The following is a 10,331-nucleotide window of genomic DNA, read 5'->3' on the forward strand; positions in this document are numbered from 1 at the left end:
CGTGGCTTCCGATTATATGAAAAATAATGGGATCATAGCAGGCGTTTTAAACCATTCAGTGATTGTGCAGCCAACGGATTCAAATCTTCCAAACCGAAACCACTTTGTAGTCGGGGGCCCTGGTTCATCCAAAACTCAAGGGTATGTTGTGCCCAATGTGTTACATGAAAAAGAATGTTCCTTAGTGGTAACGGATCCCAAAGGCGAGGTCTATGAACTAACTTCCGAAGTCAAACGTAGACAAGGCTATGAAGTCCATGTGGTGAATTTTTCAGAAATGGGATACTCAGATCGATATAATCCCTTCGATTACGTTAGAGAGGAAATACAGGCTTCCACGGTAGCGAATGCCATTATAGCTTCTAAAAATGACCCGAAACGAAAAGATTTTTGGTACAATGCTCAATTTAGTTTATTAAAAGCTCTTATTTTATACGCCGTTCATGAATTACCGCCCGAACAACGAAACATGACGGGGTTGTTAGATTTCTTACAGGAATTTGACCCAGAAGCAAGTAAAGACGGAGCAAGTGAGCTAGATGGACAGTTTTTAAGAATGGACAAATCACATCCAGCTAGAAGAGCATATGAGTTAGGATTTAAAAAATCCCAAGAAAAAACGCGAGCGAATATTATTATTTCTTTACTTACGACGATAGGTGACTTTACTTCAAGTTCGGTTTCTCGATTTACAAGCTTTTCCGACTTCTTTTTAGGCGATGTGGGAAAAAGGAAAATGGCTTTATATGTAATTATTCCCGTCATGGATTCTACATGGGAAGGGTTAATTAATTTATTTTTTAACCAAATGTTTCAGGAGTTATATAAAGTAGGTGCTCAAAACAGAGCAAAACTGCCTCAACCAGTGATTTTTATTTTAGATGAATTTCCGAACTTAGGGAAGTTTCCCGACTATGAAAAATTCTTGGCAACCTGCCGGGGCTACGGAATTGGAGTACTTACCATCGTTCAAAGCATCACTCAATTACAAGAGAAGTATGGCCGGGAACAAGCAGAATCTATTTTAGGGAACTGTGGAACAAAAATCTGTTTAGGGAATGTCAATGAAACAACCGCTAAATACTTTTCAGAGTTAATGGGGAAAACCACCGCAAAAATGGAAACTGGCTCAATTTCAAAATCAAAAGGACAATCATCCAGTTCGTCTTCTTCCTCAAGCTTTTCTTATTCAGCACGAAACTTGATGAATGTTGATGAAATTTTAACGATGCATAAAGATGACGCTATCATAATCATCACTGGAAAACACCCAATAAGGGTTAAAAAAGCCTACCAATATGTCTTGTTTCCAAATGTAACGAGCTCATTACGTGTAAGCCAATTAAGTTATCAGAATAAACCATCACAAGAAGTGTTGACTTGGCTAAAAGGGAAAAGAGAGGAATATGACGAGTATTTCAGATCAACAGAACGGCAAGAAACACTAGAAAAAGCGGACGTTGAAATGCATGAGAAACAGATCGAAAAAGCCGAAAAAGAGGCTGAAAGACAAGAAGAACTGGCCATGAGCTTCTTTTCTCAAATGAATACTACTTCTAGTACCAATCCATCAAAAGAAGGGGGATCTTAAGTTGAAAAAGATAACTTTGTTTATACCAATATTCATTTTACTACTATTACTGGCTGCTTGTAATGGAGGTGGTGAAAGCTTTGATCCGAAGGTTGAGCAAGAAAAGGCGACATCAGTGATAAACAGTGTGTTAACTTCATTTGAGGATCAAGAGAAGGTGGCTGAAGCAAAAACAAGGGATGAAGCAAATATAATCGCTTGGAAGAAGTTAAAAGAAAAAAATATTGCTGCTATCTCAAAAGATTTAGCTAAAGAAGATCAAAAGAGGTTACTTTATGTTTTGACTGTTAATAAAGCTGAGGATCTTAGTAATGGAGAAACAAAATCAAACTTGCTATTTAGCCAAGAAGCGAAAATTAAAAATGTAAGTTTTAATGAAACTGAAAAGAAATTCGTTTTTGATATGGAGCGTTTAGAAATTGATCATACACTGATTACCTTGAAAAAGGGGGAAGGCGTTTGGAAAATCGTAACCGTTCAAGATCCTGAATAAGAGGTGATTAACTTTGTTTGATTTTAAGGAAAAGATTGTAGAAGCCATTCAGGGGATGCTAGAGGATTTTATTGAATGGGCTCTGTTAATGTGTAATGATCTGTTACTAAAGGAAAATGCAGAAATTCAGTTCTTTTCATCAGTCAATAATTTTTTGCTTGCTCTAACCTCGACAATTGCGGTAACAATCATTTTATATAAGATCATTGAGGTTATGTCAAGGAATGCGGCAGGTGATGCCGTTGCCTACGGACCAGTTATTGTAAATACGTTAAAAAGTGCTTTACTGATTCCAGCTATGCCTTTCATTCAGAAGGTTTTATTAGAAGAAGTCGCTTATAATATGGGAAACTGGATGATCAAAAGTGGGAGTAGGGTTAGTAAAGGGAAAATAGAAACCATGTTAGATCCGAACAACTTTTCAACACTTCATTTCCAGGGGGCTGCACTCCTTATCTTGCTGGCTGTATTAGCATTAGCGTTTATTGCATTCTTATTTTCAGTAGCGATATTTCATGCGGACGTGATGTTCCTATATTTATTAAGTCCGCTTGCTTGTGTGTCGGTTATTGCGGATGATAATGAATATTTAGGAGTTTGGTGGCGTGAATTACTAAGTCAAATCGTTACGATTCTTTCCAAAATCTTTTTATTCGTAATAGCTTTAAGTATATTAATCAATGAAAATCTTACATTTCTTAATTTTTTATTACTCATGGGATGCTGTATTCTCTTGATTAAGAGTCCTTCGGTCCTTAGAAACATGTGGTATTCATCTGGGTCGGGCAGAGGCATGATGGGGGCTATGGGTGGGACAACAAAACTAGCAGCTAGAAGATTTTTATTAAAAAGGTAGAGAAAAGGCGACTTAATTGTCGTTTTTATTTTGCACTCAGAATAAAGGTGTTGAATTACATATTCTCTTATTCAACGTGGCATCGTTCTAGTTTTGGAATACATAAGTAATTTGAACAAAAAAACTACTCGGTATGAGCGTCAAAAAGAACAATCATCATAGATTCTAGTAGACAAATTTATCAGTTGCTCTAGTGAGGTTTACCTCTTAATTATTTTAGAAACAACCTTGTTAGAATATATATATTAATCTAATCTAACCTAATCTAAAAGTATACAAGGTGACCTAATATAAATGTTTCAAAATGATTTGATTGTGATTCGATTTGTATACAGAATGAGTTGAAGGAGGTAGGGTGATGTGTACCGAATAAATCAATTAAGAGGATTTAGGAGGGAATTGGATGACATACTTGGAACAATTCGCACGTAATCGGAGAAGAAGAGAAAAGACCGAGGTATTAACTGCACGCATTCCAGAAAGCTTGTACGGTGATTTCAAAGGTTACTGTGACGAACTGAATTTATCTATCAGTGAAGCGGTTTGTCTGCTGGTAGAACGTGAAATGACAGGGAATGAAAGTGTATCCGGTGAACTAGCAATCACAGACGAATACAAAATGAATGATGATGTAGTCGATACGAATACAAAGGTAGTCAATAAGGTTGCGAAAAGAAGTAATTCAAATACAAATAGATTCGTAACGACACAATGGCAAGTAGACGCACAGCTTCCGTGTCCTTATTGTGGTCAGTGGTTGGCAGCAACTAATTTCTCTAGACATGCCAAGCGACACATAACAACCACACAGGATATTTTCACGAATGAGAAGTTTAGAGAAAAAATCAAAGAAATGATCCAGGCGAAAAAAGAAGAACTAAATTAGAGATTATTGTCATTACTAGGGTAATCAAGCATTCTCCCTGTAAGGGAGGGGGTTAATACCATTTCATAATCTGAAATATGTTAGGGCACTCCTATCACCACTAGATAATTAAACGGGATTCTGTAAGTTCAACTATTAGTTTAGCAAGCCATACTGCAACATCAGTTTTATCAGACTGCTTCATATGTTGGGCAAAAACTCAATATCTTCAGCATCTAGTAAATTCACACATGGTTTCCAGTAGACAATATGGGTACATTGATAATGCTTAATCCAGTCAACCAACTGCATTAGAAATACAGTTTTAGTTGAAAACGTGAATCTCTTTTCCTTCTTGTTTTATAATATTGAATCCGTTTATCAACCGGGAGTTAAATCTTACAAGAAGAATATGTGTTTATCTACCTGGCCGGAATGGGCTACACTTTTACGAACTTTTTTGATTGTTACTTCTTTAAAATAGACTCTCTAAAACAATGCTTTTGATTTTTCTTCTTCAACTAACGAAAAAACGCTAGTTCACATAATCAGATATTATAGCTATTTGAAAAGGATCTTCGACTGGAAGATCCTTTTAGCTGTTTTTTGAATTAAAAAACAAGTTATTTAAATACTTAAAAAGGGTGTCCAAAAAGTCTGATCTTGGGACACCCTTTTTAAGCTTTTATTAATCTGGCACTCACTATTTCTCAAGGGTAGTCATCTGAATTGATGGAACTCCTTTGTATTGGATTACATTATAAATTCTTACTGTCTGATCAAATTGGTGAGCAATTAATTCTCCATGAGAAGGAAGTAAATCTAATGTAAAGCTGAGCCCAAACCTAACTGAAAGTGAAAACATACCTTTTACCAGTCAAAAACACCTGTTTTTTAAATAATTTAATGCTGAGAAACGCTCTACAACGAAATTAACTACATTTAGACTTATAATTACCTACTCGATTCAAATAAATAGGGTCATACATTCCATAATTGACGTCCGGAAAGTGGGGATTTCCAACGTTAAGAAGGTTTCAACCCAAAAAAAAGATCAATCTCCTGTAGAAATCGACCTTTTTTCTAATAATTATACAAAAATATTAGTTTCTTGGATCTACATAATCTGGATAATCCGTAATAATTGCGTCAACTCCCATATCTAATAGGAAATCTGCTGCCTCTTGACTACGTACTGTCCATGATCCAATTTTCATATCAAGAGAGTGAACTTGATTCACTAATTCTTCAGTAACAATTCCATAGCTTGGATTAAAATAGTCGGCATATGTTGAAAATTCCTGTAAGGCTTGTTCTGTTGTGTCAGCTCTTGAAGATGTTAACACACCGATTGGAACTTTAGGAACGAGATCATTCATTTTTTCCATTGATTTATGGTTAAATGATTGGATAATGATTTTTTCATTTTGTGGTTTATCAAGATTTCGTTCTTTTAATTCTTCAGCTACACTTTCTTCAATCCCAGGATAAAGCTCTGAAGCCTTTAATTCTATTAATATTCCAATTTTCCCGTGGTAACGATCAAGAATCTCATCAAATGTTGGGATTTGTTCACCAGCAAATTGCTCACCTTTCCAGCTGCCTGCATCAAGGCTTCTTAGTTCTTCAAACGTGAAATCACCAACTTTTCCAGATCCATCCGTTGTACGATCAACTGTCGTATCATGGATAAGTACTAATTCTCCATCCTTGCTTCTTTGAACATCAATTTCAATATAATCTGCCTTCATTTTTACTGCTTTATCATAAGCAGCAATCGTATTTTCAGGTGCATATGCCGATGCACCACGATGGGCAACATTATCAACCTTTCTTAAGTCTCCTATTGTTATTGTTTCTGATGCAAAAGCTTGACTTAGTGGACTGAATAACAACGTAAACGCTACCCCGGCACCTGCTAATAATTTTTTGTTCATGTTCTCCATCTCCAATCTAAAATATGTATACAGCTATAATTATAGAAAAGAAATGTTGAAGCAATATGTTTATAATGTATTGGTTTTATATGTCTAATATCCTCTTTAATCAATTGTAGATTTACGGTTAAGATTCCCTATCAAGTATACTGTGAAATTAGGATTTCATAATGTTCATAAGACGTGTATCAAAATGCTAATCTTGTAAAACGGATTTTCCTGACGTCACCCCATAATGCAGAGGTATGTTAACCCACTATCTACTGGTTAAGCAAAGGACACAAACAAAAAAACGCCTATCGGATAGATAGACGTCTAGGATATATATTCTATAAAAGACGGAATTCGCAAAAGTCCAGCCGATGTATAATTTCTAAACTTAACTTTGCACTTGATGATATTTAACCTTAATTGGGGACATTTTCGCTACCATCGGAGGTTCATTAACAAAGCGTAGTTAGAGGAGGTTAAAATGGAGAAGCAGGCTGTTTTATTTCATTCATTAGAGGGTGAAAAAATCTACTTCAAAGCACTAAGGATAGAGGATGTTCAAGAGATACATCATTATGCGTCAGATCAAGAGGTTTCACGATTTATTGGCTGGAATTTGATGAGTACTTTGGAGGAAACTCGTCAGTTCATTGAAATAATGTTAAAACGTGAGTCGGCAGGAACTCATTTATATTCCTCCATTGTTGAAAAATTAACTCAAGCAATTATAGGAACAGCCATAATTTTCAATTTTGACCAAGAAGCAAACCAAGCTGAAATTGGTTATGTGTTGCATAAACATCATTGGGATAAGGGGTATGGAACAGAGATTGTTGCATTGATAAGTGATTTTGCATTTAAATCACTTAATCTTCATAAGCTCCATGCTATGGTAGTGCATGCCAATATTGGCTCTGCACGGATACTTGAAAAGAACAGGTATGAGTTAGAAGGACGATTAAAAGACCACTATTTTATAGAGGATAAGTATTATGATGCATTACTTTTCGGCAAAATTACTAACCTGGAAACTTAGCGTTCTTGTACAGATAAAATGAAGAGGTTTGTTGACGATAATTTCAATAAAATATAGTCCCTTCTTATTCAATTAAAGGGCGCGATTACGGAATAATGAGCAGTCGCTTTTTTACTAGTCGGATCCGAATAGTTCTAGATTGGATGTAAATAATTAAGAAACCCAGCTAATCTTCTTTTTACCTATGGCATCAGCCTGCCCGTTAAGAGTTATTCAATCAGCAAAAGCCTTAAGGCTTTTTTATCGAGCCGTAAAACAGATCATTTTGGTGTATTGAAGATAACATGCGTATACAAAACGTTGCATTCAAATTCCTGCTACACACCAAAAAAGCCCTGCCCTTTGATGAACAAGGGTGGGGCTTGTTTTCTGTATAGATTTCGAATTCACCATAATAACTATTATGAAGAAGCAGATGCTATTTTTTCTTTAAATGCCTTCATTTTTTCTGTCGTGTCATTAGTTAACTGCTTTATTTTTTCCACATCTGATTGATCCTTTTTTATTTCATCGATGAGTGGATAAAGACTTTCTTCGATGTTTTTATAATCTATAGGGTGCTGTTCCTCTACTTGTTTTTCTATTGAATCCCAACTTTCTTCAAGGTCTTTGCCTGTTGTTTGGATTTGCTCGGTATTTTCAGACTCTGTTTCTATATTGGCCTTTAGTTCCAGCAGTGAAATGATCACTTCTTCGCTACCACTTGAAAGAAAATCTGGCATGTCTTCACTTGTTGCTGTTGCTTCTTCCACAGTCTGCTTTTCTGGTTGTTCACTGTCTGCTCCGTCTTCTGTTAATTCTGTTTGCTCTTCATTGGCTTTTTCATCGTTAACATTAGAGCTGCAGCCAGCTGTCATTAAAAGTATAAAAATCATCACCACTAAAAAACAACTAAATTTTTTCATTTTAATCCACCTCTGGAAATACTATTTTTATCTTTCATCTGTTCAAAAATATGAATGGTTTTTTGCGTGTTCAAGTTTTCTAACTTAAACAACTTTTTTGCTACTTATCAGCGTTCCTGATTCTTTGTTTTTGCAAAAGACATTATTTACGCCTTAACCATTTATATCACCGGCCTGCTTATCTTTCACAAAGTAATAAGTGGATGCCCTTTATACGTTGTTTGCTTTTGTCCGTCATCTCTTATGATTGTTTTAAACTCTTTTTTGTCCAACCATATAGAGGAGATGATGTTATCTGCATGGAAAGGCGGCCAATTTTCACGATCTTGACCTTTGCAATTACTGACGCTTGAATCACTTTTTGTGAAATAATAAAGTGTCATTCCTTTTGGTCCATTAAATACTTTCCCACTTCGTCTGATTTAGCATTTTAAGCTTGTACTTTTTTGACTCATCCTGAATTATAGTGAAGGAGAAGGTTTTAACATTTCTTCACCTTGTGAAATTATGTTCTTGATAAATGTTTCCTTTAATCCAGATGAACAGGAGAATCGAATGCCTGTCAATATGCTTCAGGTTTCCCAACCACCTCCCTTTGAAAATTTTTAGTCGGGGTTTTGCTCCCTTCACTATATATAAACGTATAGAGGAGAATATTGGTTTGATTATTTTTTTGAAATTTACGATTCATGTGTAGATTGAACCCTTAAATTGAATAATGGCCCCATTTTAATTACGATTTTGATATGTTGATAGACACTTTCAGGATTTAGAATAAGGAAAAACTGACCCAACTACGTTGTGGTACTAGGCAAGCCTAGTGTTTTTATGGATACACGGAAAATTCATGTATGGCTCCTTTTTGGCCGATTATTAGACCTAATGGTTCTTGCACCAGAACCGAACTAACAGGTGCGTGTGCGGCCGAGCCTAGGTCGTATCATATAGCGGGTGGGATTCCCGTCGWGTAAGAACTAGCCATTCGCTCGTAGCGAGTCTTGGAGGGCTAAAGGTAACTTTAGTCTTTAAGCGTAGACAGTTAGGTGGCGGGCCGAAAGCCAAATGGTTGAAGGGATTGAGCTCCATAATGTTAGTAAATCGAGAGGGCTGATGCCTTACGCACAGCAGAAAGCTACATTTGACCTTTCGTTAAGGGCAAGATGGATAAAACCTCTCTGGAGTCAGAGACCTTGGCACGTTACACATCGATATGATACGGCAACTCGGGAGACCCTACCGGTCTTTTCTTGTTAGAAGAGTATGGTGTACAAGCGATAAAAAGCAAGGAAACCAAATGCTGTGTAGGGAGTCGGATAGCAGAATTAGCAAAATCTGAATCTAAGAGATTAGCTACATTTTGTGAATGGTAACTAGGAGGAGCCGTGTGCGTGAATAGCGCAAGCACGGTTCTGTGAGGGGGGAGGAACATAATCTACCGCAAGGTAGAAAGGTTCCCTTCTACTCGACTAGCTGAAGATCGGAGCTGTCTTTAAGGCAGCTTTTCTTATGCAACTATCGGGGCAGGTTAGTTGAAGATTGCTTTGACCTTTGTTCAACAATTGGGCCATTTAGTTGAAGATCTCATCAGATAAGTAATAATATTTAAAGGAATAATTCATTCTGATAAAGAATATTAAAAAACGTGATGATAAGGAGGCGATTGTATGGCAAATCATGTAGAAAATCTATATAACTATCATGTATGGGCAAATCAACGGATTATTGATCATCTTAAGACACTTTCTCCTGAGAAATATCAAAAGGAAATGAAAAGTGTCTTTTCTTCTGTTTCAAAGGTTTTATCTCATCTCTATTTGGTGGAATATGGATGGCTTAATACCCTAGAGGGTCAGAGTATGAATGAAGCAATGCAATCTTCATTTCAAATTCAAGAAAAGATTGAGAAACTGCCCATTGAAGACTTAGAAACGGAATTTCACACTTTAACATCTCGGTTTAAATCCTTTTTGAACAGACAGGAAGATATGGAAAAGAGAATAATGTTGGATAATCCATGGGCAGGATTAAGAGAAACAAGTATATCTGAAATGGTCTTACACGTTGTGAATCATGGAACCTATCATAGAGGGAATATTTCAGCTATGTTACATCAGTTGGGTGATTCTTCAGTTATGACTGATTATGCTTTTTATTGGTATTCTTGAAATGTTATTCATTATAAATAGGCAAGAGAAGAGTAATCCATTTTTTCTTCAAAAAGGTGACGTTAGTTGAGGATCGAGAGATGTTTACACAGATCTTTCTTTGAGCTAACGAATAACTTTAATCAAACAATTGTTGATCCAGAGTAATCTCACTCTTCTATGATATTTAACATTACCAGCAAAAATAAGTTAATTGCCTCCACAATACCGGCTAATATGAGCTTCTTGTTTATTCAAGAAAAAGGCGCGATTCTTTAATAAGAATCGCTCAGTTTGTAGACAAAAGGGGTTCGGAATTATAAAATTCCGAACCCCTTTTGAAATTCCCTTTGAATTTTGGTCCAAGGTTAAGATATTGGGGCTCTACGAGCCCACTCTGTTAGGCCATTTTTGGACCTTGCCATGTCCAATTGGCCATCTTCTTTAAATTAATGGCAGCGAAAGTAAGCATCGCTTGCATCGACAATTTTTTAAGTCCCCTTAAAGTAGTCC

9 protein-coding genes are annotated in these 10,331 nt (G+C 36.3%); 6 read left to right on the forward strand and 3 right to left on the reverse strand.

Features of this window, described 5'->3' with window-relative positions:
- Position 1: 1 nt before the first annotated feature.
- The 4 genes from AC1DUW_RS01580 (at position 2) to AC1DUW_RS01595 (ending at position 3,826) form a co-directional block, all read left to right on the forward strand.
- Positions 2 to 1,591 (forward strand): VirD4-like conjugal transfer protein, CD1115 family, encoded by a 1,590-nt coding sequence (locus AC1DUW_RS01580; protein WP_477641875.1) that lies wholly within the window; start codon positions 2 to 4, stop codon positions 1,589 to 1,591.
- 1 nt (position 1,592) lies between these two features.
- On the forward strand, positions 1,593 to 2,084 hold the full coding sequence (locus AC1DUW_RS01585) for a hypothetical protein (protein ID WP_477641876.1): 492 nt from the start codon (positions 1,593 to 1,595) through the stop codon (positions 2,082 to 2,084).
- Between the two features lie 13 nt (positions 2,085 to 2,097).
- The gene (locus AC1DUW_RS01590; protein WP_477641877.1) at positions 2,098 to 2,940 is read left to right on the forward strand and encodes a conjugal transfer protein TrbL family protein; all 843 of its coding nucleotides are present in this window, start codon (positions 2,098 to 2,100) and stop codon (positions 2,938 to 2,940) included.
- Between the two features lie 403 nt (positions 2,941 to 3,343).
- Positions 3,344 to 3,826, forward strand: a complete 483-nt coding sequence (locus tag AC1DUW_RS01595; RefSeq protein WP_098177445.1) for a hypothetical protein — start codon at positions 3,344 to 3,346, stop codon at positions 3,824 to 3,826.
- A 1,082-nt stretch (positions 3,827 to 4,908) separates the two neighbouring features.
- On the opposite strand, the gene AC1DUW_RS01600 is transcribed toward AC1DUW_RS01595, so the two are convergent.
- Positions 4,909 to 5,742 carry a glycerophosphodiester phosphodiesterase gene (locus tag AC1DUW_RS01600; RefSeq protein WP_477641878.1) on the reverse strand — a complete coding sequence of 278 codons (834 nt, stop codon included), beginning with the start codon at positions 5,740 to 5,742 and terminating at the stop codon, positions 4,909 to 4,911.
- 472 nt (positions 5,743 to 6,214) lie between these two features.
- On the opposite strand from AC1DUW_RS01600, the gene AC1DUW_RS01605 reads away from it, so the two are divergent.
- Positions 6,215 to 6,769, forward strand: coding sequence for a GNAT family N-acetyltransferase (locus tag AC1DUW_RS01605; protein ID WP_063236547.1), 555 nt, complete (start codon positions 6,215 to 6,217; stop codon positions 6,767 to 6,769).
- A gap of 401 nt (positions 6,770 to 7,170) precedes the next feature.
- Here AC1DUW_RS01605 and AC1DUW_RS01610 read toward each other — a convergent pair whose 3' ends face one another.
- Together AC1DUW_RS01610 and AC1DUW_RS01615 are read right to left on the reverse strand one after the other, a co-directional pair.
- The gene (locus AC1DUW_RS01610; protein ID WP_477641879.1) at positions 7,171 to 7,674 is read right to left on the reverse strand and encodes a hypothetical protein; all 504 of its coding nucleotides are present in this window, start codon (positions 7,672 to 7,674) and stop codon (positions 7,171 to 7,173) included.
- 185 nt (positions 7,675 to 7,859) lie between these two features.
- Positions 7,860 to 8,096 carry a COG4315 family predicted lipoprotein gene (locus AC1DUW_RS01615; RefSeq protein ID WP_477641883.1) on the reverse strand — a complete coding sequence of 79 codons (237 nt, stop codon included), beginning with the start codon at positions 8,094 to 8,096 and terminating at the stop codon, positions 7,860 to 7,862.
- A 1,242-nt stretch (positions 8,097 to 9,338) separates the two neighbouring features.
- On the opposite strand from AC1DUW_RS01615, the gene AC1DUW_RS01620 reads away from it, so the two are divergent.
- Positions 9,339 to 9,839, forward strand: coding sequence for a DinB family protein (locus AC1DUW_RS01620; protein ID WP_141993533.1), 501 nt, complete (start codon positions 9,339 to 9,341; stop codon positions 9,837 to 9,839).
- The last annotated feature ends 492 nt before the right edge of the window (positions 9,840 to 10,331 follow it).

Source organism: Peribacillus sp. P4_C12 (assembly GCF_056402095.1).